The organism is Shimia isoporae, from assembly GCF_004346865.1.
Lineage (GTDB): Bacteria > Pseudomonadota > Alphaproteobacteria > Rhodobacterales > Rhodobacteraceae > Shimia > Shimia isoporae.
In genome coordinates this window covers 1,663,022-1,689,339 of the sequence record NZ_SMGR01000001.1, presented here as the reverse complement: position 1 = coordinate 1,689,339, position 26,318 = coordinate 1,663,022, and the positions used below count along the sequence as shown (strand labels likewise).

The following is a 26,318-nucleotide window of genomic DNA, read 5'->3' as shown; positions in this document are numbered from 1 at the left end:
CTCCGGACCGGCGGCATAGAAAGCGACCGTCGGTCTGTTGGGCGTTGAGCAGTTGAGCGGAACGCAGGCATTACCTTTTTGTCAGATCAGTCGGTGCCGCGATACGGTTCTACGTATTGCAGGGCCATATCCCACGGGAAAAAAATCCATGTGTCCTGGCTGACGCCAGTGATGAACGTGTCGACCATAGGTTCGCCCGCAGGTTTTGCATAAACGGTTGCAAAATGCGCTTTGGGGTACATCTGGCGCACCAGTTCGAGGGTTTTGCCGCTGTCCACCAGATCATCGACGATCAGGATGCCTTCGCCATCGCCCATAAGTTCGGCGTCCGGGCTTTTGAGAACCTGCGCTTCGCGCTGTTTGTCCTGTTTGCCGCCACCGGAGTAGTAGGATTTTACCGAAATCGTATCGACGGTCCGGATGTCGAGTTCCCGGGACACGATCATGGCAGGGGCCATGCCTCCACGGGTGATGGCCACAACGGCTTTCCAAGCGCCTTCATCCGGGCCTTTTCCATCCAGACGCCATGCAAGTGCGCGGCTGTCGCGGTGGATTTGATCCCAGCTGATATGGAAGCCTTTTTCGTGTGGCAGACGCTCGCTCATGTGGACTCACCCCTTTGTCGCAGATTTTGGCTGTTCTAGCAGACGGGGAGGGCCGCGCAAACTGTTTGCGCGCTCACCAAGCGGTGACGCGGTATTTGTCCCCGACTACCGAGACTTGAGGTGGGCGGCCGGATTGGGCAAAGGCGTGATAGGCGGGGCGAGTTGTTTTCGAAAGTCCTCCCATCGGTCACCAGATTGGGTAGGTGCTGGCGCAAGTAAAGCACAGCGATCCCCAAGGCGCTTGAGATGCAGTGCAAAAAGAAAAGACCCTGTAGGACTTTTCGCATCGAAAGCGGCGCTTATGTGGCTGCTATCTTGACGCCCAGAGCTGCCAGAAGGCCGCCAAAGACGCGGTCAATCAGGTGCTTCAGGCCGATGTAGATCTTGCGGGTGCGGTCCAGCGAAAACAGCCGCGCCACGGAGGTGTTCCAAAGGAATTCACCGAGGAAGATACAGGCAAGCAACAGGGAAAGTGCTAACGGGGTTGCGTCGGTAGGCACAGTGCCGACGAAGACCGCGCCGAAGAAAACGGCAGGCTTGGGGTTGGCAAGTTGCGTCCAGAGGCCGAGGCGGAAGGCGGCGAGGGCGCTGCGCGGGGCGGCCGTGGTTGCTGTGTCGTCCAGCGGTTCATCTGCAGCGCGCCACATCTTGATTGCCGTCCAGATCAGAAAGGCCGCGCCGCCTATTTTAAGAGTGGTCAGCAGGAAGGGAGCATATTCAAAAAGCAGTGCGAGGCCGAAAAGAGCGGCCGCGGCCCAGAACACGGCGCCTGCGCCAATGCCCACGGCGAGGGCGGCACCGGTGCGGAGGCCTTCGGAGAGGCCGATGCGGGCGGCCATCAAGACAGCGGGGCCGGGGGAAACGGCGGCCATCAGGCACAGAGATACCGCTGCGAAAAAAGCAGGGAGAGTCATAAAAAGTTCTTTCGGTTATTTCCGTCCGGTGACGAGGTCCACATCCGGACTATCGACGGCCTTCATGCCGACCACATGATAGCCTGCGTCGACGTGCAGATTTTCTCCTGTGGTGCCGCTGCCAAGGTCAGAGAGCAGGAAGAGGGCGGAATTGCCGACGTCTTCGATGCTGACATTCCGGCGCAATGGAGAGTTGAGTTCGTTCCACTTCAAAATATAGCGGAAGTCTCCAATGCCGGATGCGGCAAGTGTTTTGATGGGGCCCGCAGAAATTGCATTCACGCGGATGCCGTCTTTGCCCAGATCTTCGGCGAGGTATTTCACCGACGCTTCGAGCGCGGCTTTGGCGATCCCCATCACGTTGTAATGGGGCATGACCTGTTCGGCACCATAATAGGTGAGCGTGAGCGCCGAGCCGCCATCTTTCATGAGTTTTTCCGCGCGCTGCATTACGGCGGTGAAAGAATAAACCGAGATATCCATGGTCATCAGGAAATTGTCGCGGCTGGTGTCGATATAACGGCCGCGCAATTCATTTTTATCTGAAAATCCAATGGCATGAACGATGAAGTCAATCTTGCCCCACTTGGCTTCGATCTCTGCGAAAGCGGCGTCTATGGAGGCAGGGTCCGACACGTCGCAATCGATTAATGTGTCTACACCGAGTTGTTCGGCAAGCGGTGCAACGCGTTTCTTGAAAGCATCGCCCATGTAAGAAAATGCCAGTTCCGCTCCGGCATTGGCGCAGGCTTGCGCGATGCCCCAGGCGATGGACTTGTCGTTGGCCAGCCCCATGATGAGGCCACGTTTGCCCGCCATCAGTTGATTTGACATCGGATGCTCCCCGTCCCAATTCGGTATTGAAGTCCTTTAGGCGATTGATCCAAATGCATCAAGAGTTTGGCAAATCATGCCAGTGAGTCTGCAAGCGAGAACGGAGAGCGACATGAGCGACAGAACCGGGATTTTTGCGGGAGACGATCCCTTTGCGATTGCGCGCAACTGGCTGGCTGAGGCGGAAAAAAGTGAGCCGAATGATCCGAATGCGATCGCGCTGTCGACGGTCGACGCGGACGGGTTGCCCAACGCGCGCATGGTGCTTCTCAAAGACATCGAGGACGATGCGTTTGTTTTCTACACGAACTACGGCAGCGCGAAGGCGGCTGAAATCGACAGTGCCGGAAAAGCGGCTTTTGTCATGCACTGGAAGTCGCTGCGCCGTCAAATCCGCGTCCGTGGGATCGTGACCAAGGAAGACGGGCCGTCCGCGGATGCATATTTTGAGTCGCGCTCCCTGAAGAGTCGGCTTGGGGCATGGGCGTCTCAGCAATCGCAGCCGCTCGGATCGCGCGCAGAATTGATGGCTAAGGTGGCGAAAATAACAGCTTCGCATGGCCCGATGCCAAAGCGTCCGCCATTTTGGGGCGGCTATCGTATTTCCCCAACGGAAATTGAGTTTTGGGCAGACGGGGCGTTTAGGCTTCACGACCGTTTCCGTTGGGTAAAGGAAGCCCCTGAAAAGGCTTGGGAAATTACGCGACTCAATCCGTAGGAAATAAAGTTGCGAAAAAGCAAGCGGATGAAAAACATACCATTTTAGCGCTTGCTGATTTTTACCGGATGGATCACTCTGCCCGTCATCATGGGGATGATACGGACTAAGGTTAAAGCTTTGACTACTGTGGAGAATGACATCTCGCGCATCTCAGGCGAGGTGAAATGGTTTGATCCGGTTAAGGGATTCGGGTTCATCGTGTCGGACGAAGGGGGTGCCGACATTCTGTTGCACGCCAACGTGCTGCGCAATTTCGGACAGAGTTCGGTAGCCGATGCCTCGCGCATCGATGTGGCGGTACAAGTGACCGCCCGCGGTGCTCAGGCTGTGGAAGTGTTCCAAATCGATCCGCCGGAAACCGGAATGGCTGTGCCGCTTTCGGATTTCGAGGGACTCGATATTGACGAGATCCGGGCAGCGCCGCTTGAACCGGCGCGTGTAAAATGGTTCGACAAAGGCAAAGGGTTTGGCTTTGCCAACGTTTTCGGCCAACCTGAGGACATCTTTTTGCATATTGAAGTGCTGCGCCGTTCCGGCCTCGCTGATTTGCAACCTGGCGAAGCGCTGGCGTTGCGAGTGATCGACGGAAAACGCGGCCGGATGGCGACAGAGGTTCTGGCATGGGAAAACGCGGTTTCGGCCGAACTTTGAACAAGCACAAACTGGCCCTTGGTGGGGTTATGGTGGTCGCGTCGCTTGGCGCGGCCTCTGTTTCTATGGCGGCCTGTTCCCCCGGGTCGCTAGAAATACGCGGTGATTGGGGGCAGGCGCGGTTCTCCGTTGAGGTAGCCGATACCGACGCGGAACGGGCACAGGGCTTGATGCATCGGGAAAGCATGCCGATGAGTGCCGGTATGCTGTTCATCTATGAATATCCTCAAAGGGCATCTTTCTGGATGCGCAATACGCTGATTCCTCTGGATCTGCTGTTCGCGGATTCGGCAGGGGTGATTCAACATGTGCATCACGAAGCAATCCCACTCGACGAAACACCGATTCCCGGGGGGGATGCGGTGCTGTATGTCCTAGAAATCAATGGCGGCTTGGCCAAAGCGATGGGAATTTCGGTCGGTAGCGAGCTTCGGCATGCAGACATGGTGCAGGAAAATGCATCTTGGCGCTGTGAATGACTTCTTAGGGGTTTTCATTCCCGAAATAGCAGGCTAAACGGTGCCTCGGTCCGGGGCGTAGCGCAGTCTGGTAGCGCACCTGTTTTGGGTACAGGGGGTCGCAAGTTCGAATCTTGCCGTCCCGACCATGTTTCACTTCATCGAGATGAAAAGGCGCGATGCTGCGCCTTGATGTGATTTGCCAGACACATCGTGACGTATCGACCTGCGTATATTGATTGATCGATTGTGGACGCCGTTGAGATCTTCCCGTGGCCTCGAACCTTGTGGCAAATCGGTTTACGGGTTTGCGCGGCGCACTGGGAAGCTTGCTTGCCGACCCGGATAAGGGAATCGCTCAGGATAGAGCGTCAAACGCCAACAATCCTTTGGCCAACGTCACTGCGTTCAATCTGCAAAACGACGGCTTTGACGGTTTCACCGGTGCATCGAACGAGACAGGCAATCAGTTTGTCCTGAGGTACGCTCAGCCAATCAGCTTTGGCGGGAGCCAATGGCTCTTGCGGGCGTCGCTGCCTCACAGCGGCTTGCCGGACGGTACTGGCGGTGGCGCTCCGGCAGTGGAATCGGTGATCTAGATGTCTTTGCCGCCTACCAGTTTGATATGCCTGACAGGGTGGCCTTTGGTATCGGCCCTCAGATCGTCGCACCGACGGCATCTGATTCTCCTTTCGAAGCCGACCAGTGCTAAGTCGGACTGGCCAATGTGTTTGTCGAACCGCAATGGTCGGTTGCAAAATGCGGGCCGCGGTAAGCGGAATTCCACAGTTTTCCCGCCATCAAACTTAGTTTTCCGATCGCTAGATATAGTGCTGGTCGTATGCGATGTGCAGAGGCATGACGCATCGAAAGCCGACAATTCCACGGGTTTCTCCTATGAGAACGCCCGCCCGTGGCGCGGTCAATTTCACTTTGCCTTGGGGTATGCGCCCGATTTTTGAGCAATGGCAAGAAGTCGCCGGATTGGTGTCATCGATTCGGAGAAGTTCACAGGTTTGCGGCAAAGTTGTGTAAAATTTGCGCATATGTGGTGTGACAGTTTTGCTGCGCTCTAGATATTGTGTTTTTGAGCAAATGATCAGAAATCGCGAGATTTTCGCTGTTTTTCAGCAGTTTCTTGGGCGACCTGAAAGCGTTCGGTTTTTCTGCATCGCAGAACAACTTTGGAGGAATCGGGGGCAAAGAGTTAACCCCCTAAAACAGATCAATCGGTCAACAGGAAAAATCCGGTTTCAGCGCAAATTTATCCGTTGACCAGATATGGTGATATACGTCACTTTGTGTGGGCGGTTGCTAAACGCTACAACATATAGTGGCGAACGAACCGGTCAGGGACATAAACCACCACAAGATCCGATTATTTTCGGACTTTGATAACGGCTGCATTTGTGCGTGTTGCCGATCGGAGAAGTCTTTGCCCGAGTCTAGCGATCATGCGTTTGCGGGGGCATTTTTTCCGTTGGCGTGCCGCTCAAATTGGAACAGCTGGAACATGAGGCAGCGATGAAAATCGAAAGAAAGTTCACCAAGGCAGGACAAGACGCATACGCGGAGCTGGATTTTGTGACCACCGAGTCGGAAATCCGAAACCCTGACGGGTCGATTGTTTTCCGGTTGGATAACGTGGAAGTTCCGCAAAGCTGGAGCCAGGTAGCCAGCGACGTGATTGCTCAGAAGTATTTCCGCAAAGCAGGCGTTCCAGCCAAGCTGAAGCGTGTGAAAGAGAAGGGTGTCCCCGAATTTCTTTGGCGCTCGGTACCGGCAAACGACGATGTCGAGATCGGTGGCGAAAACAGCGCGAAGCAAGTGTTCGACCGCCTGGCAGGCGCATGGACCTATTGGGGTTGGAAGGGCGGCTATTTCAGCACAGAAGAAGACGCACGCGCCTATTTTGACGAAATGCGCTACATGCTGGCGACACAGCGCGCCGCGCCGAACTCTCCGCAGTGGTTCAACACCGGCCTGCATTGGGCGTATGGCATCGATGGGCCAGGCCAGGGTCACTACTATGTCGACTATAAGACCGGCAAGCTGACCAAATCCAAGTCCGCGTATGAGCATCCGCAACCGCATGCTTGTTTCATCCAATCCGTTGCGGACGATCTGGTCGGAGAGGGCGGCATTATGGACCTTTGGGTGCGCGAAGCGCGCCTGTTCAAATACGGCTCCGGCACCGGCACCAATTTCTCCGGCCTCCGGGCGGATGGTGAGTCGCTGTCTGGCGGCGGCAAATCTTCTGGCCTGATGGGTTTCCTCAAAATCGGTGACCGCGCGGCTGGCGCAATCAAGTCCGGTGGCACCACTCGCCGTGCGGCCAAGATGGTGATTGTTGATGCGGACCACCCGGATGTAGAGGAATACATCAACTGGAAGGTCAAAGAGGAACAGAAAGTCGCGTCTATCGTGGCCGGTTCCAAGATGCACGAAGAGAAGTTGAACGGCATCTTCGCCGCAATCAATGCCTGGGACGGAGCGGAAGCAGACGCCTATGACCCGAAATCGAACCACGGTTTGAAGGCGGCTGTTCGCGAAGCCAAAAAGGTTGCAATTCCAGAGACTTATGTCAAACGCGTGCTGGACTATGCGAAGCAAGGCTATGCCAGCATTGAATTCCCGACCTACGATACCGACTGGGATTCGGAAGCCTATGCATCTGTGTCCGGCCAGAATTCCAATAACTCGATCCGTGTCACCGATGCCTTCTTGAAGGCTGTGGAAAACGATGACGACTGGGAGTTGATCCGTCGCACCGATGGTACGGTCGCCAAGACCATCAAAGCCCGTAAATTGTGGGAAGACGTTGGTCACGCGGCATGGGCTTGTGCCGATCCCGGCATCCAGTATCACGATACAGTCAATGCATGGCACACGTGCCCCGAAGACGGTGAAATCCGCGGGTCAAACCCGTGTTCGGAATACATGTTCCTTGATGATACGGCCTGTAACCTTGCGTCAATGAACTTGCTGACGTTCCTCAAGGACGGCGTGTTTCAGGCAGAGGATTATGTCCACGCGACACGTCTTTGGACCGTCACGCTGGAAATCTCGGTGACCATGGCGCAGTTCCCGTCCAAGGAAATTGCACAGCTGTCCTATGACTTCCGCACTCTGGGTCTGGGGTATGCCAACATTGGCGGTCTGCTGATGAACATGGGCTTCGGGTACGATTCTGACGAAGGACGCGCTTTGGCCGGTTCGCTGACGGCGATTATGACCGGTGTGTCCTATGCGACCTCTGCAGAAATGGCGGGCGAGTTGGGTGCGTTTGACGGGTATGACCGCAACAGCGAGCACATGCTGCGCGTTATCCGCAACCACCGTCGGGCGGCTTACGGCAAAGACCAGGGCTATGAAGAACTCGCTGTTAAGCCGGTGCCGCTGGACCATGCGAACTGTCCTGATCAGGCGCTCGTGAAACTGGCGAAGGCAAGCTGGGACGAGGCTCTGACACTTGGTGAAAAACACGGTTATCGTAACGCGCAGACGTCGGTCATAGCGCCGACCGGCACCATCGGCCTGGTGATGGATTGTGACACGACCGGCATCGAGCCCGACTTTGCGCTGGTAAAGTTCAAGAAACTCGCCGGCGGCGGTTACTTCAAGATCATCAACCGCTCTGTTCCAGCGGCGTTGGAAGGTCTGGGGTATTCCTCCGCACAAATCGAAGAAATGGTCAGTTATGCAGTCGGCCATGGCACGATTGGCAATGCACCGGGCATCAACCACACCTCGCTGGTTGGTCACGGCTTCGGTCAGAACGAAATCGACAAGATCGAAGCTGCGCTCGGGTCGGCGTTCGACATCCGTTTCGTGTTCAACCAGTGGACACTTGGCGAAGAGTTCTGCACCAACGTGCTTGGTATTCCGTCGGAGAAGCTGAATGATCCGGGCTTCGATCTGCTGGCGTCTTTGGGTTACTCAAAAGCCGACATCGAAGCAGCCAACGACCACGTTTGCGGCACGATGACGTTGGAGGGGGCGCCCTTCCTCAAGGAAGAGCACTATCACATATTTGACTGTGCAAACCCTTGTGGCAAAAAGGGAAAGCGCTTCTTGAGCGTGGACAGCCACATCACCATGATGGCCGCGGCGCAATCGTTCATTTCCGGTGCGATCTCCAAGACGATCAACATGCCAAACGACGCGACAATCGAGGATTGTCAGAAGGCTTATGAGTTGTCCTGGTCTCTTGGCATCAAGGCGAACGCGCTTTATCGCGACGGTTCCAAGCTGTCTCAGCCACTGGCGGCAGCGCTTGTCGAGGATGACGACGACGCGGCAGAAATTCTTGAAAGCGGGTCGATGACCGAGAAGGCGCAGGTTCTGGCCGAGAAGATCGTCGAAAAGATCGTTGTGAAAGAAGTGGCCCGTGGCCGCGAAAAAATGCCGGAACGCCGCAAGGGTTATACCCAAAAAGCGGTTGTCGGCGGACACAAGGTCTATCTGCGGACGGGTGAATATTCGGACGGGTCACTGGGTGAGATCTTCATCGATATGCACAAAGAAGGCGCCGGCTTCCGTGCCATGATGAACAACTTTGCCATCGCTGTGTCTGTGGGTCTGCAATACGGTGTGCCGCTGGAAGAGTTCGTGGACGCCTTCACATTCACCAAGTTCGAGCCGGCAGGCATGGTTCAGGGCAACGACAGCATCAAGAATGCAACGTCGATCTTGGACTACATCTTCCGCGAACTGGCCGTGTCCTATCTGGACCGCACTGATTTGGCGCACATCAAGCCGGAAGGCACCACGTTTGACGATATCGGACGCGGTGAAGAGGAAGGCGTGTCCAATGTGTCGGAGCTGAGCGAGAGTGCAGCAACGCGGTCTCTGGAAGTACTGAAGCAGATTTCCTCGACCGGATATTTGCGTAAGCGTTTGCCGCAGGAACTTGTCGTCCTGAACGGCGGCCAGAACACCGGCACCGATCCGGTTGCGACTTTGAATACCCTTGTGCCGGAAACGGCGGGTGCGCCAGCGGTTGCCGCCACGGCAACGGTTGCAGCGGCGACAACCACTGCGGTATCCAGCGGGACCGTCGCCACGGGAATGGATGAACGCACCAAGGCGAAAATGCAGGGCTATGAAGGTGATCCTTGCGGGGATTGCGGCAACTACACGCTGGTGCGCAACGGCACCTGCATGAAGTGCAACACCTGCGGCGCCACCAGCGGGTGCAGCTGATCCCGGGGGGACCTGGGTAGGGGGCCTTTGTGCCCCCGACGAATTTGACGAATTTCCGGGGCCGGTGTCGGCCTTGGAGGAGACACGGAGCGGGTGCGCTTGCTCCGACGACATTCAGGCCGCAGGCAAAAAACATCGAGCGGTATCAAGAGTGAGCCTGAATGGCGAAACTGGGGGGCCTTTGGCCCCCCAATTTTTTTATGCGGGCAAGTGAATATTGAAACGTGAACGCAGCTGTTGATCAAGCATTGGGTCAAAGCGCGCAGCGGCGCGTTCCGCCAAGATTTCCTCTTTGCGACGGACCACTTTCTCGATCAGGTCAGGCTTGTCCAGTTCCGCCCATTCTTTAGGTGAGGTCCGGTCGCCAAATGTTGGATAAACATGATCTTTTTGCATTCTGCTCAGAGTGGCATCAGTGCCGAGGTAATGGCCTGTGCCACCCAGGCAAACCTCTTTTATCTGGTCAAGAGCGAGGGTTTCATCGTCGACCTCGATTCCACGCACGCAACGCAATGCCTGTCCGATGATGTCATCACCCAAAATCAGGGATTCGTGGCAGAACCCTAGCAGGCTGGCGTGCATACCGGCGGCCTCGTAAACCATGTTGAGACCGGACAATCCTGCCATGACGTTTGAACACATTTGTTCCCATCCAGCCTGCATGTCAGGCAATTTGCTGTCCGCGATCCCTGCTGCCGCACCACCGGGAATGCCGTAGAATTTGTGCATCTGGGCGCATCCCGCGGTGAGCAGAGCCTGTTCGCCCGATCCACCGGTCATAGCGCCTGTGCGCAGATCCAATCCAAATGGCCATGTGCCAAAGATCGCGGGATGTCCTGGTTTCACGGCATTCACGTAGACGATACCTGCAAGACATTCTGCGACGGCTTGAACGATGGCGCCCGCGATTGTTGAGGGTGCAGTTGCTCCTGCCATTCCCGCAGAGAGCAGGAGCACGGGCATCCCACCGTGGATGCAGGCCTCCATTACTTCGCAAGACTCGGTTGCAAACTTCATTGGTGGTACGACGAAGCAGTTGGAATTGCTGACAAAAGGCCGCTCGCGCCATTTGTCTTCACCGCCGGCAATCATATGCAGCATCTCCAGCGCGTCGGGCACAAAGGAGGGATCCGTGAAAGAGGTTCCGATGTGCTTTGTCGTTCCCGCGCAACACGCATAGATGGTGTTCAGATCCATTTCTTTGTTGTCGAGAATGTCTCTTGCGACCATGGGACGTTGGAGGAAGTGGATGTTGTCGAGTTGCTGTGTAATGCGGGCAGCGTCATGCAGATCCTGAAGGGTAGAGTCGCGATATTCTTTGCCGTCAACGTCCACCATATGGACAGCCGCACCAGCGGTTCCAAAGTGAACTCGATTTCCGCTCAATCGCAGGTCGAACTGGGGATCGCGGCCAGGCAAAGTGATGTCTTTACAAGCCATTGCCAGGGAATCCTCGACCAAGGCCCGAGGGATTCGAATGCGCCCGTCATTGCCGAATTCAGCGCCGACAGCAGTCATATAGTCGATACCGGATTGTGGCGCGTCAGCGAAACCGATCTGTTCCATGGCGTCGAGCGCGGTTTCGTGAATGCGTTGCATGTCCCGTTCGCTCAACGGCTTGTATGTTCCGCCTTCTAGTCCGGCGCGAACCGGGCGGATGTCTTGCGAAAGGGGCGCTGCGCGTGATGCGCGACGGGCTGCGCGTCCACCAGAGCGGCGGGAAGTAGGTGCGTTCATTTCTGTATAGTCCTGTAATGTCGTTCAAATTTCGGGTTGAACGACATTAGGGACGGCCGCGTGCAGCGCGGCCTCGAACGGCACCTATGGTGATAACCACCAATTGGATTTTGCTGCGTTGACCTTGCATCGGGCCTCCTCTTGTGTCGCCATTTTGCGAAGCGACCGAGACCCTGTCGAACCCGTTTGCGACATTTGTCGCAAACGGAACATGGCATTATTCAGCCAGCGTTTGAGCGTGATCCACCAGCGTTTTCAACGCCTTGGCGAAACGTTCATCATCAACTGTCATTGCGACCCGAACGTGTCCATGAGCGGCGGTACCGAAGCTCTCGCCAGGCATGGTTGCAATCTTGTGCGTGTCGAGGAGGCTGTTGGCAAAATCTTCCCCCGAAAGACCCGTCGCGCGCACATCCAACATCAGGTACATTGCGCCTTGGGCCGGGATCAGCCCGACGGTGTTTTGTTCTGCAAGGATTTCGCGTGCAATCTGGCGGCGTCGGCGGAATGGTTCGGCGATCTTCTCTTCAAGATCAGGACCTTGATCCAAGGCGAATACCGCGGCGTCCTGGATGAAGCCTGCGACGCCATAGGTGGTATGCGTGGCCAAATTGACAAGATGTTCAATTGCGGCCTCGGGACCGCACACCCAACCGACGCGGGACCCTGTCATGGCATGGGATTTGGACATAGAGCCGACGACGAGAGTTCGTTCGCTCATGTCTTGAAGGCTGCGCGGAGAGATGTGTTCTCCCTCCCAGACTTGCGTATCGTAAACTTCGTCCGAGATCAGCCAGAGGTCATGTTCACGACAAACTGCCGCGATTCCTTCAAGTGTTTCCGCGCTGTAGACCGTGCCGGTCGGATTGTTGGGGGAATTGATCAACAAAGAAGCGGCGCCTTTGGCAGCTTCGGCGGCGATGTCTTCAGCGCGTGGCTGAAAGGCGTCTTCGGCGTGAGTGCGCACAACGACAGGTTCGGCGCCAACGCCGCGAATAGTGCCGGGATAGGTTGCGTAATACGGGTCAATATACAGCGCACGGTCGCCAGCATTACAGGTGGCGACATGGCTGGCAAACAGCCCCGCCTGACCTCCTGGAGTGATCAGAATGTTCTTGTAAGTGGTTGGAACGACAGTTCTTTCCTGAATTCGTTCGGCCACTGCTTCGCGCAGATCCTGCGTCCCGGGCACCATTGCATAGCCCGTGTGGCCGCCGCGAGCGGAGTCGTCCATGGCACCGAGAATGATCGGGTCGGTGCGGATGTCATGCTCGCCTATTGTCAATTCAATGACGGCTTCGCCATCGGCGATCATGCGGCGCGCCTTGTAAAAAACATCCCATCCGTCAGAGCCGCCGCCGGTGATGTGGGTGATCCGTTGAGAAAGCTGCATTTTCCGCTCCCTGAAGTCCTGTTTCCGGAGGAGTGACACCTGCGAACAGCCCGCGTCAAATGCAATTCTGTGATAGAAGCCATTTTCCACTGGGCGATGTCGTGGACGGAATTTCAAGCGTCGGTATTGCGTCAGTATTTCGTCGGTTTGAAGTCTGTTTCGTTCTGGAGCCCTGCGTCAGGGATCGGGACTGTCGCCGAGTAGGAAGCGCGGTCCCTGACCGCGGTGCTGAATGCGGTCGTCCTTGTTATAGAGCGCGCAGTTTGTGAGGCTCAGACACCCGCAGCCGATACAACCGTCCAGTTTGTCGCGCAGCGCCTGCATCTGGGTGATGCGCGCATCTAGTTCGTTTCGGAAGATTGCGGACAGATTTTCCCAATCGGATTTTGTTGGCGTGCGCTTGTCTGGAAGGCGCGAAAGGGCGGCTCGAATCTCGGCGATGGAAAAACCCATACCCTGGGTGATCATCACGAAGCTGAGTCGCCGAATGTCGCTTCGGGCATATCGGCGCTGACCAGTATCGGTTCGATCGGGGAAAACGAGCCCTTGTTCTTCGTAGTAACGGATCGCGGAGACCGCGAGTCCCGTGCGGTCAGCTATTTGACCGATTGTAAGTCCAGTAGGGCGAAGTCTGATAGATTTTTTCATTGGTATCTGAATTTGAACGATTATTTGTTATTGAGCTAAAGTTAACTTTAGCAATTAGCCTGTGTCCATCGAAGATTTCTGAAAGGACTGAGGCAATGAAACTTGAGCATGTAAACATTTGTGTACGCGACCCGAAAGCAACAGCGGCAATCCTGTCCGAACTGTTTGGGTGGCACATTCGTTGGGAAGGTGCTGCCAAAGACAACGGTTACACCGTGCATGTTGGTGATGACGACAGTTACCTTGCAATATATGCGCCAGCGGTCGACTTGCGTCCGGAGGCCGCGCGGTACCGGCATGTCGCGGGTTTGAACCACATTGGAGTGGTTGTGGATGACTTGGATGAGGTCGAAGCGCGCGTGAAAGCGGCAGGCTATGTACCGCACAGCCATGGGGACTATGAACCCGGAACACGGTTTTATTTCGACGGCCCTGACGGCATCGAGTACGAGGTGGTCAGCTATGCGTGAGGGACGTGAAGTGGGTCCGGTCGGACTCCTGTTGTGGTGCGGCGTTTTACTGGGGGTATCGTTCCCCTTGGGAAAAGTGGCTGCAGAAGCTGGTGTTTCGCCGGTGATGTGGGCGTTGCTGGTGTCACTTGGTGCAAGCCTGTCGCTGATGCCGTTTCTGGCGGCCAAAGGCCTGCTACGGCTGCCACGGGGAAAGATGCTGCGGTATGTGGTGATTTCCGGCATGGTCAGTTTCGCTGGCATCAACCTGATGATTTTTGGTCTCGTGCCGAAAGTGGGAGCAGGGCAGGTCGGCATGATGTTCGCCTTGTCTCCTGTGGCAACACTGGCTGCGTCGCTTCTCTTTGGGATGAAGGCCCCCAATGCGCTTGGCATAGCGGGGATCATCGTCGGCCTTGTTGGCGCCCTGATGGTGGCGTTCGGGCGCGGCGGAGTTGAGGGTACGTTGATCTGGTCGCTTGTAGCTCTGTCCATTCCAGTGGTGCTTGCTGCCGGCAATGTGTACCGCTCGCTGGACTGGCCAGCAGGTGCGCACCCGATGGCCCTGGCATTTTGGGCGCATCTCGTGGCCGTGGTGTCGCTGATCGCTGTACAATTTGCGCGCGGTGAAGGGGTATCCTTTGAGGCTATCCAAAGGGTTCCCGGCGCGGCAATGGTGCAACTGGTGGCCGCCGCTTTGACCTTCCCGGCCTATTTCAAACTGCAAAAGACAGGCGGCCCCGTTCTTTTGAGCCAAATCGGGTATATCGCGGCGGCGCTGGGGTTGCTGAGTGCTGTCGTCCTGCTCGGGGAACGCTATGGACCGGTGAGCTGGATCGGGGCGGGCATCACGGCAGTTGGCATTGCCATGACAATCGCTGCACAGACCGGTTGGCGGGTGAATATACAGGGGTGGTTTCCGATTGGACGTCTGACCCGCGCCAAGTTGTTCAGCCGCCGTGAATTAGAAAGGGCACCTCAGCAAGGTTACCTACTCTCCGCGCGGCGGCAGGCTGTTCTGAAGCTTCTTCGTCAGGCCTGAGCGGACAATGTCATAGGACACAGTTAGGCGGTGACGGAGTTCTTCTTCGTCACCGTCCAATGGTATGTTGATCCAGCTGCGGTGAAAATACTTGGCTTTGGTTCCGACGCCGGCATCTATCAGCATTTGCGCGGTCTCGATGCTATCCGTTTTCACCGACACACCCGGCGTTACTGAGCCCATAGAAGCGAACATTTTGCCGCAGACTTTCCAAGCGTCGTGGCCGCCGCCCCAAGGGTCGGAGACTTCGGCACCGGGAAAGGTGGCACAGATTTGATTCACGCGATCGCGGCTCATGAAAGGACTGTGGGGGCTTTCTTTTCGTTGGTCAATTGCAACCGGTTGGTCGGGTTGACGGAATGGCGGGCGCGCCATAGTGTGCCTGCATGAACACTGCGAGCATCATCATTATTTGCTGCATTACCCGCTGACATCGTCAGGCGGGCCGTTCTTCTATTCCAATGAGGTATCAGAGTTGCTAAGCCCGCCACGGACGAAGTCCGCGTGCCAACCCCGTGTGCTGAGGAGCCACTGATGACCGAGATCAAACTGCACAACTCGCTGAGCCGCAAAAAGGAAGTATTTGCGCCCATCGATCCTGAAAATGTGCGGATGTACGTCTGTGGGCCGACGGTCTACGACCGTGCACATATCGGGAATGCGCGTCCTGTTGTGGTATTTGATGTGCTGTACCGTCTTCTGCGTGAGGTCTATGGCGCGGATCACGTAACGTATGTGCGCAACTTCACGGACGTGGACGACAAGATCAACGCGCGCGCAGCGGAGAGCGGGCGCGACATTGGCGACATTACAGCCGAGACAACGCAGTGGTATCTGGATGACATGGGCGCGCTTGGCGCAATGGAGCCCAACCACATGCCGCGCGCGACGCAATATATCCGGCAAATGATCTCAATGATCGAAAAGCTCATCTCGGACGGATTTGCCTATGCTCACGACGGCCATGTGCTGTTTCGGGTCCGCAAGTACGACGACTATGGCAAGCTGTCGGGCCGTTCTGTTGATGACATGATCGCAGGCGCTCGGGTCGAAGTCGCGTCCTACAAGGAAGATCCGATGGATTTTGTCTTGTGGAAGCCTTCGGATGACGCAACGCCTGGTTGGGAAAGCCCTTGGGGACGTGGACGTCCGGGTTGGCACATCGAGTGCTCGGCGATGAGTTTTGAATTGCTGGGCGCGCAGTTTGACATTCACGGCGGCGGCAATGACCTGATGTTTCCGCACCACGAAAACGAGATAGCTCAAAGCTGCTGCGCCAATGGTGGGCAGCACATGGCAAACTATTGGCTTCACAACGAGATGTTGCAGGTCGAAGGCAAGAAAATGTCCAAGTCTCTGGGCAATTTCTTCACCGTTCGAGACCTGCTGGACGAAGGTATTCCCGGAGAGGTGGTGCGCTTTGTGTTCCTGAGCACGCACTACGGCAAGCCGATGGACTGGACCGCAAAGAAGGCTGGTGAAGCAGAGGCAACGTTGCGGAAGTGGCGAACGGTGACAGACGGTGTGAACCCGTCGGAGAACGTACCGGGCGACGTTTTGGCATGTGTTGCCGACGACCTGAATACGGCAGGTGCGATCGCTGTGCTGCACGGTCTTGCCAGCGCAGGCGATGCGGCAGGTTTGCTGGCCGGTGCGCGGATGCTCGGGTTGCTGACGGATGATCTTGGCGATTGGGCTCGGGGCAAAGACCTGAGCGCATATGAAGCTTTGCTGGCCGAAGCCAGAGACGCGGCGATGGCGAGCAAGGATTTTGCCGAGGTGGATCGCATCAAGGGGGTGCTGGTTGAGGCTGGTGTCGAGGTTCGCATGAGCAAAGCCGGCGTGGAGTTGTTGCCTGCGGCAGGCTTTGACGCGAGCAAACTGGAGGGGCTGTTGTGACCAAAGAGCGCCTGTACCTTTATGACACGACCCTTCGAGACGGGCAGCAGACGCAGGGTGTTCAGTTTGCCACGTCCGAGAAAGCGCAGATTGCTGCTGTGCTGGACCAACTTGGCGTCGACTATATCGAGGGCGGCTGGCCCGGGGCGAACCCGACGGACAGCGAGTTTTTCGAAACCAAACCCAAACTTGCGGCGACCTTTACGGCGTTTGGCATGACCAAGCGGGCGGGCATGTCGGCGGAAAACGACGATGTGCTTGCTGCAGTGATGAACGCAGGCACACCAGCGGTCTGCCTCGTGGGCAAAACCCATGACTTCCATGTCACCACGGCCCTTGGCATCTCGTTGGAGGAGAACGTGGAAAACGTCTCCAAATCGGTGGCTTATATGGTGGCGCAAGGACGAGAAGCGCTGTTTGATGCGGAGCATTTCTTTGACGGGTACAAAGCCAATCCGGCTTATGCGCTGGAGACCGTTAAGGCCGCATTTGACGCCGGTGCCCGGTGGATTGTCCTGTGTGACACCAACGGCGGAGCGATGCCGCGAGAGGTTTACGAAATCACAAAGGCTGTGATTGCCGCCGGGATCCCGGGCGATCATCTTGGCATTCATACACACAACGACACAGAACATGCCGTGGCCAACTCGCTTGCCGCTGTGGATGCCGGAGCTCGCCAGATACAAGGGACGCTCAACGGTCTTGGGGAGCGATGCGGGAATGCCAATCTGACGACCCTTATTCCGACATTGCTTCTGAAAGAGCCTTACAGGAGCCGGTTCGAGATTGGCGTGAGCCTGACGGCCTTGGAAGGGCTGACGCGGGCGAGCCGGATGCTGGATGACATCCTGAACCGCGTGCCGATGCGTCAGGCGGCTTATGTCGGGGCGAGCGCCTTTGCCCACAAGGCCGGGCTGCATGCGAGTGCGATCCTCAAGGATCCGAGCACATATGAGCACGTCGAACCGTCCGTCGTGGGAAATGTCCGGATCATTCCGATGTCCAATCAGGCTGGCCAATCCAACCTGCGCAAGCGTTTGGCGGACGCAAATCTGAGCGTTGAAAAAGGGGATCCCGCGCTTGGCCGAATTCTGAACCGGATCAAGGAGCGCGAGTCCGAGGGATATTCTTATGACAGCGCGCAGGCGAGTTTCGAGTTGCTGGCGCGCGAGGAAATGGGCCTGACCGAGCGGTTCTTTGATGTGGAGCGGTATCGGGTCATTTCGGAGCGGCGACGCAACGCGCGGGGCAATCTTCTGGTGGAAAGCGAGGCAGTGGTGACGGTGCAGCTGCCCAGTGGGGCCAAGCTGACTAATTACTTCAAGAACGAACACGCTGACGACATGAAAGACGAAGGTCCGGTGAACGCACTTTGGCAGGCGTTGAAGGCGGACCTGGGCCCCTATCAGGGCATCATAGATGACGTGCGGCTTGTGGATTTCAAAGTCCGGATCACCAACGGCGGCACAGAAGCGGTGACCCGCGTAATAATAGACTTCGAGGACGGAACCGGACGTCGCTGGGCCACTGTGGGCGTCTCGGCAAACATAGTTGACGCGAGCTTTGAGGCACTGCTCGAGGCTTTGAACTGGAAGCTCGCGCAAGAAGGCGCCCGGGTAGCAGTCTGATGGATTGGGATAACTTCTTTCTGGTGCATAAGGATTTGCCGCGCGAGGGACCGGGGCATCCGGATGAAGTTGCTTGGGCCTGTGCACTGGCCGGTGTTCCGGACGGGGCGCGCATTCTTGATGCCGGTGGTGGACCTGGTGGCGATGTGCAGGCATTGCTGACGGCCGCGCCGCATGGGCGCATTTTGACGGTGGATACGCATGAGGGGTTCACCGAACAGGCGATGACGCGGTTTGCGGAGGATGTCCGGGTCACGGCGATCACGGGTAACATGATGGCGCAAGATGGGCCGTTTGATTTTATCTGGTGTGCCGGTGCTTTGTATTTTGTCGGAATCGAGGGTGGTCTGGCTGGCTGGCGCTCTAAACTCACAGAAAGCGGTACCGTGGCGTTTTCGGAGCCGTGTTCTTTTGACGGTGACAAAGCGCGGGCAGCTGCGATGTTTGAGGACTATCCCGTTGGCACCGAGGCGGACATCCGTGCGCGCGTCGAAACGGCCGGGTTCGAGGTGCTGGGCACGCGCAAGGTTAGTGACGCGGCTTGGGAAGCTTATTATGGCCCAATGGACAAGCGTGTTGCCATGTTGCGAGACGGCGCAGATGCGGCACTGAGCGCGGTGCTGGATGAGGCGGAAGCCGAGGCGCGGACGTGGCGGGAGAACCGTGAGAGCTGCGGCTATTTACTCTGTGTGACGCGACCTATTTGATTTTTTATTTAGACTTTTGAGGACCTTATGACCCATTTCTTTTGGGCGATCATTTTGACGCCCGTGATCACGCTTTGTATTGCGCTTGGTTTGATTTTTTCTCAGTCGCCAAAAGACACCATTGGTCGCGAGGGGGCGGGGTTGGATTTCAACGCCACTTTGCAACGCGCTCCGGGTGACCCGCTGAATATGGTTCAAACAAAGGCACGCGACGGTGCCACGTTGCGCTCTGGTTTTGCCGCGGGGCCAGAAGGCTCGCCGCTCCTTGTGCTCGTGCACGGCTCGGGCTGGCATGGCGGGCAATTCGACCGGATCGCCGGAAAACTTGCCAGCCGGGCAGATGTTTTAACGGTGAATCTTCGTGGACATTTCAACGGACCTGCGCCGCGTGGCGATGTCTCGTATGTAGGGCAGCTGGAGGATGATCTCTCGGACCTTATCTCGGCTTATCGAAAAGACGGGCAGCGGGTTGTTCTGGGTGGCCACAGCTCTGGTGGCGGATTGGTCGTGCGCTTTGCCGGAGGTGCGCATCGTGAACAGATCGATGGTGCGGTGCTGCTGGCGCCATTCCTAAAATATGACGCGCCGACAACCCGCCCAAATTCCGGTGGCTGGGCTTATCCGCTGACACGCCGCATCATTGGCCTGAGCATGCTCAATATGGTTGGCATCAAGGCCTTGGATCATCTGACGATGATGCAGTTTGCGATGCCTGAGGCTGTGATGCAGGGCCCAAATGCGGAGCAGGCGACATTGGCCTATAGTTGGCGGCTGAACAAAGCGTTTGCACCGCGCAATGCTTATCTTGAGGATGTGGCTGCTCTGCCGGAATTTCTTTTGATAGCGGGTAGTGCCGACGAGAGCTTTGTCGCAGAAGGGTATCAGCCTCTGATGTCTGAAGTGACGTCGCTAGGCCGGTATCATGTGGTGGATGGCGTTGGGCATTTGGATATTGTAGACGCGCCGGAAACAGCGGTGCTGATGGGGGAGTTTCTTGAGCGTTTCCGATGATCTGATGTCCTGCGCCGGATTGGTGCAAAAAGGCGATCCGGACCGGTTCGCTGCTGTGATGGCTGCCAAGCCTGCGGCGCGGGATGTTCTGTTGCCGATTTATGCATTCAATGTTGAGGTTTCGCGCGCACCCTGGGTGACGCAGGAAACGATGATTGCTGAAATGCGCCTGCAATGGTGGCGCGATGCGCTTGACGAAATCCGGGCAGGTGGATTTGTACGCCGCCATGATGTTGTAACACCCTTGGCGCTGGTGATTGACAAGGACGCTGCCGAAACGCTGGAGCGGCTTGTCATTGCGCGACGCTGGGACGTTTATAGCGATCCGTTTGAGGACGAGGCGCATTTTGAAAGCTATTTGCAGGACACAGGCGGCGGTCTGATGCAAGTTGCGGCGCAGTCTCTCGGACCGTGCCCTGCCGAGATCGCGCAAGACTTTGGTTATGCGTTGGCGCTGGCCAACTGGTTGCGCGCGATACCTGCGTTGGAAAAGGCCAAACGCGTGCCCCTATTGGATGGGCGTCCAGAAACGGTTGCCGCGTTGGCGACCGAAGGTCTGGCGCGGATGGAACGTGCCAGAACGCGCAGGGCAGAGGTCTCCAAACACGCGGCGCAGGCGTTGTTGGCTGCATGGGAGGCTTCGGCCATTCTAGGCCAGGCGGCGAAAGAGCCAGAGCGGGTTATTGACGGGGCGCTTGGGCAAAGTGAGTTTGCCAAGCGGTTTGGTCTGATGTTCCGCGCTGTCAGCGGAAGAATCTGAAAAGCCCTCGCTTTTTGATTAAGCGTCTTTGGGGCGCATCACCAGCCAGATCAACGCGCCGCCGGCAAGCATCAGGAACGGTGCCATTGCGATATTGACCGATGTCCAGCCGGTCACTGCGTCGCCTCCGGAACAGTTCATCAACCCTCCGGATGCCAGCGAAGCCACAGTCACGCCGCCGAATACGATCAGGTCATTCATGCCCTGCATACGTCCGCGTTCCTCGACAGTATGGGCACTTGTCAGCATGGTTGTTGCACCGATGAAGCCGAAGTTCCAGCCGAAGCCAAGCAGGATCAGGGCCACAAAGAAATTCTCAAGTTGCACGCCCTGAAGGGCGACCGCGCCTGCGCCCGCAAGGATCAGGATGCCCGCGCCCACGATTTTCTCGACACCGAAACGAGCGATCAAGTGGCCAGTGAAAAAGCTTGGTGCGAACATCGCCAACACGTGGGCCGTGACAACATTGGCGGCGTCGTTTTGTTCAAACCCACAGCCGACAACTGCGAGCGGTGTCGAAGTCATTACAAGGTTCATCAGAGCGTAAGCGACCATCGCGCAGATCACGGAAACGGCGATGCGCGGCGTCGTGATCAGTTCCCAACGGGTGCGGCCTTTGGGTGCGTCTGCCGCCGGTGCCGGAGGTTTCGGGATGTCTATAAAGAAGAATAGCAGCGAGCCGATGACATTGATCGCGATCACCGCAAGATATGCCCCAAGGAACGGGATCACCATGCTGTCTGAGGTTACTTTGACAAGCTGCGGGCCTATGATGGCCGATAGCAAGCCGCCTGCCATGACATAGGAAATTGCTTTCGGGCGGTACTCGTCGGAGGCGGTGTCAGAAGCGGCAAAGCGATAGAAACCCTGTGCCGACATATAGACACCGGTCATGAAAGATCCGATCAGGAACACCGTGAAGCTGTTGAGATACAGACCATAGGCGCCGATTGCGCCTCCGAGGGCACCGCCTGTTGTACCCACCAGAAAACCGAAGCGGCGACCGTATTTCTGCATGATCGCAGACAAAGGCGTGGCTGACACCATGCTGCCCAGGACAATCAGTGAGATCGGCAGGGTTGCAAAACACAGGTTGGAGGCCAGCGATTGCCCCGCGAGACCGCCGATGGTGAAGATCAGCGGCATCTGCGCTCCAAGGAAAGCTTGCGCAAGCACAAGGATCAAAACATTGCGTTTGGCGCGGGAATCGTCGGCGGGCAGGGGGGCTGTGGTCTCACTCATGGCGCAAGCGTTAACTTGTTCATCAAGAGAGGTCCAGAGGTTGGCGTCAGCCAGCTGGAGCGCTAGGGTTCGCAGCAAGGAAATGTGAGGGAACCTATGTCCAGCAGCGTCGGTCGCGTGATCAAAGCGGATGCATGTGTTAGCGAAGGCGCAGCCTGGCTGTCACAGCACGAGCCTCGTTTTGCATACGCGCTTGGCGAGACCGGAGATTTGCCCTTGAGGTTGCGACCTGACGGGTTTGCCCAACTTCTGAGTGCAATTGTCAGCCAACAAGTCAGTGTGGCCTCGGCGCGGGCGATCTGGTCACGCCTTGAGGATTTGGGATTGGTCACGCCTGAGGCAGTGCTTGCGGCGGGCGAAGAAGGTTTGCGGGCCGGAGGGCTTTCGCGCCAGAAGATCAAATACGCGCAAGCTTTGGCGGCTGCCGGAATTGACTACGATGCTTTGAGGGATGCCTCTACGGAAGAGGTTGTGCGTACGTTGACGGCGGTGACTGGCATCGGAGTTTGGACCGCGGAAATTTATGCGATGTTTTCGCTTGGACGTGCCGACGTATTTGCCCCCGGAGATCTGGCGCTGCAAGAAGGTGCGCGCATACTGTTTGATCTTGATACGCGCCCCAAGGAAAAGGAACTGCGGCTAATGGCAGAGGACTGGTCTCCCTGGCGATCGGTAGCCGCGCGGATTTTATGGGCCTATTACCACGTTGAAAAAAATCGAGAAGGCATTGCCTAACGAGGGCGGAATTGTCTGTGCAATTTCAGGGCAAAAGGCATTTGAGGATTGGTTTTGGAAAACAAACTGGAGTTCAGATGGGCACGCATGGACGACGCCGCGCGTTGCTTCGAAATTGAGGCCGCGGCCTATGCTGAAGATGAAGCTGCGACTTTGGCGAAGATCGCCACGCGGATTGAAGGCTACCCTGAGGGGTTTTTGATCCTTGAGCTTGGCGGAACGATCGTCGGGTTCATCAACAGCGGCTGTGCACATGAAGTTGAAATGTCTGACGATGCTTTCAAAGAGCTGATTGGTCATGACGCGGAGGCGCGAGATGTCGTGATCATGTCTGTCGTGCTGGATCCCGATTTTCAAGGACGTGGGCTTGCCACATCTTTGATGACCGAGTTTGTCACGCGGATGAAGGCGGCCGGAAAAGAACAAATTCACCTTATGTGCAAAGAGAATTACCGGCCGCTCTATGAAAGGTTTGGGTATAAGTTCACAAAGCCTTCCCGCTCGACCCACGGTGGGGCGCAATGGTACGAGATGGTCATGAACCTGACGTTTTGAGAGGATCGGTTGCATGATTTCCTATGTCACGGTCGGAGTTGATGACATGGCAGCCGCAGAGCGCTTTTATTCGGCGTTTCTACCTGCGCTTGGCTATGCGGTGGAGCGATATCACGGCGACTTGAGCTATGTGATCCCCGTCGAGGAGGGAAAGGCGCCGGCGTCGCCGGATTTTTACGTGAAACGGCCATTTGATGGTGGCAAGGCGGTGGCAGGCAACGGGAACATGGTTGCCTTTGAAGCGGCAAATCAGGCTCAGGTGCGGACCTTGCATGCAGCGGGCTTGGCAGCGGGTGGGTCGAGTGAGGGCGCGCCCGGTTTTCGTGCGGAATATGGGCCGCGTTTCTTTGTGGGGTACCTGCGCGATCCGCAAGGCAACAAGATCGCTTTGTTTTCCAGTAATCCAGATGAGCCCGGACGGGATGACTGATACGTTGCCGTGTTCTTGCGGTGAGACGCGGGGCGTGACAGACAGGGGCAACGATGGACTGAGAGAGAACCAAGATGACCCGAGTTTTGAAAGCTGGCCGCAAGGAGCCGGTCTCCGGTGAAACCCGCTCGGCGGTGATTTTCCTGCATGGATATGGCGCGAATGGCGCGGATTTGCTGGGTTTGGCTGACCCGCTTGGCGAGCATCTGCCAGATACTCTGTTCCTTGCACCGGATGCGCCGGAAGAAATTCCCGGAATGCCAATGGGGCGTCAGTGGTTCCCGATCCCGTGGATTGATGGGTCGAGCGAAGAGGAAAGCGCACGCGGCATGATGTCCGCTGTGGAGGACCTGAACGCGTTTCTTGATGCGGTGATGGTGGATGAAGACCTGCTGCCGGAACAAGTCGTGCTGTTTGGCTTTTCGCAAGGCACGATGATGAGTTTGCATGTAGCGCCCCGGCGCGAAGATTCTCTGGCGGGCGTTGTCGCGTTTTCCGGACGCCTTTTGCAGCCTGAATTACTGGAAGACGAAGTCGTCAGTCGCCCGCCGGTCTTGCTGGTGCACGGCGACATGGATGACGTTGTGCCGCCTCAGTCTTTGCCGCAAGCAGCGGAGGCTTTGCAAAAGGCCGGTTTCCAGGATGTCTTTGCCCATGTGATGAAAGGCACCGCTCATGGAATCGCGCCAGACGGTCTTTCGGTTGCATTGGCGTTCATGCGAGACAAACTCGGCCTCTGAACGCTGCAAAAGTGATGCAATGAGCACCCTCGTCGTAAAGGCGGGGGTGTTTTTGTTTATTTGCTTTGGCATTGGGCCTGCGCGCGATAGAGAGTTTGAGAAGGGAATTTGGGTTGGGTTTTTTACATGTTTGCAAAGAAGATCGATTTCAAAGTTGGCATCATGACGCGTGTTGTGGCCGGTTTGACCTTGGCCGCGAGTTCTGTACATGCGCAGGAAGGGCAGGTCATTGTTGAACAAATGCCAAGCCGCATTGGTGGTTTTGAAACAGCAAATACCCATCACAAAGGTACGCTTGGCCTGACCATCGGCTGGCACCAGTCCGATCCGCGTAAAAGTGCGGGTACAGGTAACCAGCTTTATTATGGTGGGGGCAGTTTTGCGGTTACCGACCAGCTGACGTTCGGCTTTGATGCACAGACCTATGACGATCCCACAATCGATCCAATTGGAGGCACAAATCCTGCAATTAAAATGAACACGCTGGCTGCGTGGGGCAAATACAACTTCTATCGTGACGACCGTGTGTCTGTGTCCGGATTGCTGTCGGTTGAGAATATGCTGCACGCGCGCTCGCCGATTTGGGGAGGTTCGTCGCGACACGAATTTATCGGCGCATTGAAGCTGCCCGTAAGCTATCAGGTCAGCGACAGTTTTGCGTTGCATTTCACGCCATCTGTCACGGTTATGCCCGACAGTTTGAATGGTGCCCAGTTTTTCGGGACGATCGGCAGCCTTGGTGTTGGCGCTACGATAAAAGCGGGACGTAGATTGAGTTTTGCTGCCGCCGTGGACACGCCAGTGAGTGGTACCAACACAATCTCGAGCAGTGGCGGTTACAAGAAAGCACCGGTCTGGACCGTGTCCGGACAATACAATGTGACCCCGAAAGCCGCGTTGCAGGCGTATTTGACCAATGGCGTTGGCATGACTCCAGCCACCAGCATTTTGACCCATTGGCCGGAAGGGGATGAAATTCTCGCGGGTCTGCAGTTGGTTTACACGCCGGGCGCGGCACGGCCTGAAAGCTATCGCGGTGCACCTGCTCCGGTGACGGCACGGCAGGTATCGCTTCAGCAGGACGGTGTCATTCTTGGAAGCGCGGATGTTGCCGAACCTGGGCATCTGCGCGCGAGCCTTTGGGGAGGGAGTGACAGCGCAGGTGGCGTCGCGCTCGGCTTTTCGCCTGACAGAGATGGCGAAATTCAGGTGATTTTCGAACAATATTCAAAGAATAGTTCTGCGCCCAGCAGTCTCGTGCCCACCAATTCCGTCCGTTACATGTTCGGTCCCAAACTGCGCTTTATGGACCAGAACAACGGTGATCCGTTTTCTCTTGGCGCAAGACTGCTTTACGGCCGCCAGATCGACAGCAGATCCGGTGTGGGCGTGTTCTATTTTGATGCAATGGCCAGCTATAAGACAGGTCGTGTGGCGCTTACGGCGAATCCCAAGCTTGCGGCATTCGGTAATGTCGAGGCGGCAGGCGTGGGCCTTGGTGTGAACTTTGCGGTTTCGGACGCGATTGAGTTGATCGCCGAGGTGACGCCGGTTCTGCTGGATGCGAGCGATGTCACATGGGCGGCTGGAATGCGATACAACGTCGGTTCCTCAGGGCTGTCGGTGGATTTGAATGCGACCAATGCAATCGGACAATACGGTATCGGAACGCTGGTGGCGCAGGACGACGTCCGCTTCAGCCTGATGTTGAGCAAAAGTTTCGATCTGCGAGGTTTGAAATTCTACTGATCCAGCGCTTTGCTGATCTCTGCCGTGCGCTGTGGACAGGTCTGTGGATAAGTTCAGAGGGCTGTCATTTGCATGTCATTTAATCGCTGTAGATATTCGCCAGCCTATACATAGATTGTGAGGCTTGTCAGGAAGATACCACGATATATAGTGGAGGTGAGCCGGGGCGGTGGCGCCCGCCTTGGAGCCAGAAAAACTGGGCAGG

25 protein-coding genes and 1 tRNA gene are annotated in these 26,318 nt (G+C 56.7%); 18 read left to right on the top strand and 8 right to left on the bottom strand.

What is annotated here, in order from left to right:
* Positions 1-86: 86 nt before the first annotated feature.
* The 3 genes from gpt to fabI form a co-directional block, all read right to left on the bottom strand.
* Entirely contained in the window at positions 87-605 is a 519-nt protein-coding gene (gene gpt / locus BXY66_RS08290; protein WP_132859663.1) for a xanthine phosphoribosyltransferase, read from the bottom strand.
* Positions 606-904: 299 nt separating this feature from the next.
* Positions 905-1,519, bottom strand: a complete 615-nt coding sequence (locus BXY66_RS08285) for a LysE family translocator (protein ID WP_132859662.1) — start codon at positions 1,517-1,519, stop codon at positions 905-907.
* A gap of 15 nt (positions 1,520-1,534) precedes the next feature.
* Positions 1,535-2,353, bottom strand: a complete 819-nt coding sequence (gene fabI / locus BXY66_RS08280; protein WP_132859661.1) for an enoyl-ACP reductase FabI — start codon at positions 2,351-2,353, stop codon at positions 1,535-1,537.
* Between the two features lie 112 nt (positions 2,354-2,465).
* Here fabI and pdxH point away from each other — a divergent pair, with 112 nt between their 5' ends.
* The 6 genes from pdxH (at position 2,466) to BXY66_RS08250 (ending at position 9,388) form a co-directional block, all read left to right on the top strand.
* Complete coding sequence (pdxH, locus tag BXY66_RS08275) at positions 2,466-3,071, top strand: pyridoxamine 5'-phosphate oxidase (RefSeq protein WP_132859660.1); 606 nt, start codon at positions 2,466-2,468, stop codon at positions 3,069-3,071.
* A gap of 96 nt (positions 3,072-3,167) precedes the next feature.
* Positions 3,168-3,725: a cold-shock protein gene (locus tag BXY66_RS08270; protein ID WP_132860386.1), complete on the top strand. Its 558-nt coding sequence runs from the start codon at positions 3,168-3,170 to the stop codon at positions 3,723-3,725.
* Positions 3,695-4,204 (top strand): DUF192 domain-containing protein, encoded by a 510-nt coding sequence (locus BXY66_RS08265; RefSeq protein WP_425057063.1) that lies wholly within the window; start codon positions 3,695-3,697, stop codon positions 4,202-4,204. Before BXY66_RS08270 ends, BXY66_RS08265 begins: the two co-directional genes overlap by 31 nt.
* Positions 4,205-4,255: 51 nt before the next feature.
* Positions 4,256-4,332, top strand: a tRNA-Pro gene (locus BXY66_RS08260).
* Positions 4,333-4,455: 123 nt separating this feature from the next.
* Positions 4,456-4,782: a hypothetical protein gene (locus tag BXY66_RS08255; RefSeq protein ID WP_132859659.1), complete on the top strand. Its 327-nt coding sequence runs from the start codon at positions 4,456-4,458 to the stop codon at positions 4,780-4,782.
* A 925-nt stretch (positions 4,783-5,707) separates the two neighbouring features.
* Positions 5,708-9,388: a vitamin B12-dependent ribonucleotide reductase gene (locus tag BXY66_RS08250; protein ID WP_132859658.1), complete on the top strand. Its 3,681-nt coding sequence runs from the start codon at positions 5,708-5,710 to the stop codon at positions 9,386-9,388.
* Positions 9,389-9,586: 198 nt separating this feature from the next.
* Here BXY66_RS08250 and BXY66_RS08245 read toward each other — a convergent pair whose 3' ends face one another.
* From BXY66_RS08245 to soxR, 3 genes are all read right to left on the bottom strand, one after another.
* Complete coding sequence (locus BXY66_RS08245; RefSeq protein ID WP_132859657.1) at positions 9,587-11,125, bottom strand: trimethylamine methyltransferase family protein; 1,539 nt, start codon at positions 11,123-11,125, stop codon at positions 9,587-9,589.
* 217 nt (positions 11,126-11,342) lie between these two features.
* Positions 11,343-12,518, bottom strand: coding sequence for a pyridoxal phosphate-dependent aminotransferase (locus BXY66_RS08240; protein ID WP_132859656.1), 1,176 nt, complete (start codon positions 12,516-12,518; stop codon positions 11,343-11,345).
* A 177-nt stretch (positions 12,519-12,695) separates the two neighbouring features.
* Positions 12,696-13,166, bottom strand: a complete 471-nt coding sequence (soxR, locus tag BXY66_RS08235) for a redox-sensitive transcriptional activator SoxR (protein ID WP_132859655.1) — start codon at positions 13,164-13,166, stop codon at positions 12,696-12,698.
* Positions 13,167-13,261: 95 nt separating this feature from the next.
* Between soxR and BXY66_RS08230 the strand changes: the two genes are divergently transcribed.
* A complete protein-coding gene (locus tag BXY66_RS08230; protein WP_132859654.1) occupies positions 13,262-13,636 on the top strand; it encodes a VOC family protein in 375 nt (124 codons plus the stop codon).
* Positions 13,629-14,657, top strand: coding sequence for a DMT family transporter (locus tag BXY66_RS08225; RefSeq protein ID WP_165929129.1), 1,029 nt, complete (start codon positions 13,629-13,631; stop codon positions 14,655-14,657). The genes BXY66_RS08230 and BXY66_RS08225 overlap by 8 nt, the downstream gene beginning before the upstream one ends.
* Here the strand turns inward: BXY66_RS08225 and BXY66_RS08220 are convergent.
* A complete protein-coding gene (locus BXY66_RS08220) occupies positions 14,607-14,954 on the bottom strand; it encodes an MmcQ/YjbR family DNA-binding protein (protein WP_132859652.1) in 348 nt (115 codons plus the stop codon). The genes BXY66_RS08225 and BXY66_RS08220 overlap by 51 nt on opposite strands.
* Positions 14,955-15,191: 237 nt before the next feature.
* Here BXY66_RS08220 and cysS point away from each other — a divergent pair, with 237 nt between their 5' ends.
* Genes cysS through BXY66_RS08195 form a run of 5 tightly spaced genes read left to right on the top strand, consistent with a single transcriptional unit; the run spans position 15,192 to position 20,662 of the window.
* Positions 15,192-16,556, top strand: coding sequence for a cysteine--tRNA ligase (gene cysS, locus BXY66_RS08215; protein WP_132859651.1), 1,365 nt, complete (start codon positions 15,192-15,194; stop codon positions 16,554-16,556).
* A complete protein-coding gene (cimA, locus tag BXY66_RS08210; protein ID WP_132859650.1) occupies positions 16,553-18,184 on the top strand; it encodes a citramalate synthase in 1,632 nt (543 codons plus the stop codon). The genes cysS and cimA overlap by 4 nt, the downstream gene beginning before the upstream one ends.
* Entirely contained in the window at positions 18,184-18,891 is a 708-nt protein-coding gene (locus BXY66_RS08205) for a class I SAM-dependent methyltransferase (protein ID WP_132859649.1), read from the top strand. Before cimA ends, BXY66_RS08205 begins: the two co-directional genes overlap by 1 nt.
* A 27-nt stretch (positions 18,892-18,918) precedes the next feature.
* Positions 18,919-19,902: an alpha/beta hydrolase gene (locus BXY66_RS08200; protein WP_132859648.1), complete on the top strand. Its 984-nt coding sequence runs from the start codon at positions 18,919-18,921 to the stop codon at positions 19,900-19,902.
* Positions 19,886-20,662 (top strand): squalene/phytoene synthase family protein, encoded by a 777-nt coding sequence (locus BXY66_RS08195; protein WP_132859647.1) that lies wholly within the window; start codon positions 19,886-19,888, stop codon positions 20,660-20,662. The genes BXY66_RS08200 and BXY66_RS08195 overlap by 17 nt, the downstream gene beginning before the upstream one ends.
* Positions 20,663-20,680: 18 nt before the next feature.
* On the opposite strand, the gene BXY66_RS08190 is transcribed toward BXY66_RS08195, so the two are convergent.
* A complete protein-coding gene (locus BXY66_RS08190) occupies positions 20,681-21,904 on the bottom strand; it encodes an MFS transporter (protein WP_132859646.1) in 1,224 nt (407 codons plus the stop codon).
* Between the two features lie 96 nt (positions 21,905-22,000).
* On the opposite strand from BXY66_RS08190, the gene BXY66_RS08185 reads away from it, so the two are divergent.
* The 5 genes from BXY66_RS08185 to BXY66_RS08165 all read left to right on the top strand — a co-directional run bounded on the left by BXY66_RS08185 (position 22,001) and on the right by BXY66_RS08165 (position 26,113).
* Positions 22,001-22,639, top strand: coding sequence for a DNA-3-methyladenine glycosylase family protein (locus BXY66_RS08185; protein ID WP_132859645.1), 639 nt, complete (start codon positions 22,001-22,003; stop codon positions 22,637-22,639).
* An 87-nt stretch (positions 22,640-22,726) separates the two neighbouring features.
* On the top strand, positions 22,727-23,194 hold the full coding sequence (locus BXY66_RS08180) for a GNAT family N-acetyltransferase (RefSeq protein ID WP_132860384.1): 468 nt from the start codon (positions 22,727-22,729) through the stop codon (positions 23,192-23,194).
* A 13-nt stretch (positions 23,195-23,207) separates the two neighbouring features.
* The gene (locus BXY66_RS08175; RefSeq protein WP_132859644.1) at positions 23,208-23,624 is read left to right on the top strand and encodes a VOC family protein; all 417 of its coding nucleotides are present in this window, start codon (positions 23,208-23,210) and stop codon (positions 23,622-23,624) included.
* Positions 23,625-23,698: 74 nt separating this feature from the next.
* A complete protein-coding gene (locus tag BXY66_RS08170) occupies positions 23,699-24,364 on the top strand; it encodes an alpha/beta hydrolase (RefSeq protein ID WP_132859643.1) in 666 nt (221 codons plus the stop codon).
* A gap of 126 nt (positions 24,365-24,490) precedes the next feature.
* Positions 24,491-26,113: a hypothetical protein gene (locus BXY66_RS08165; protein WP_132859642.1), complete on the top strand. Its 1,623-nt coding sequence runs from the start codon at positions 24,491-24,493 to the stop codon at positions 26,111-26,113.
* Positions 26,114-26,318: the final 205 nt, after the last annotated feature.